Below are 540 nucleotides of genomic sequence, written 5' to 3' on the forward strand. Positions count from 1 at the left end.
GCTAAAGAAATCAGCAAAGAAACCGGCAGATCACTGCGTGACAGCGCCGAGCATGTCAGCGCCTGGGCGTCACTGCACCGTGTCCAGCAATTTCGTTTCTTTGGTATTCCGGGGCGCCAGGCATACCGCGAGCTGCGCTTGCTGGCTGGTCAGGCGGCGAGAGTACAGGGCGAACGCAAAGCGGGGGCGCCTGTACTGGATAATCCACGTCTGGATGCGGTACTGGCGGCTGCAGATGCGGGTTGCTTTGCCACCTACATCATGAAGCAGGGCGGTGTACTGGTTCCCCGCAAACATCACCTTGTCCGCACTGCTTATGAGCTTAACGACGAACCGAGCGCCTACGGCGATCACGGTATCCGTATCTATGGCATCTGGTCCCCGATTGCAGAGGGCAAGATTTGCACGCACGCGATGAAGTGGAAAAAGGTTCGTAAGGCCGTTGACGTTCAGGAGGCGGCAGCCGACCAGGGCGCTTGCGCCCCTTGGACTCGTGGCAATAACTGTCCCCCTGTTGAAAATCTGAACAAATCAGGGGGT

General features: G+C 58.1%; 1 pseudogene. It reads left to right on the plus strand.

From position 1 onward, the window contains the following. Positions 1–540, plus strand: a pseudogene (locus tag OGY10_RS00005) (replication endonuclease); the annotation flags it as partial.

The organism is Citrobacter sp. Cpo148 (genome assembly GCF_030332375.1).
Lineage (GTDB): Bacteria > Pseudomonadota > Gammaproteobacteria > Enterobacterales > Enterobacteriaceae > Citrobacter > Citrobacter portucalensis.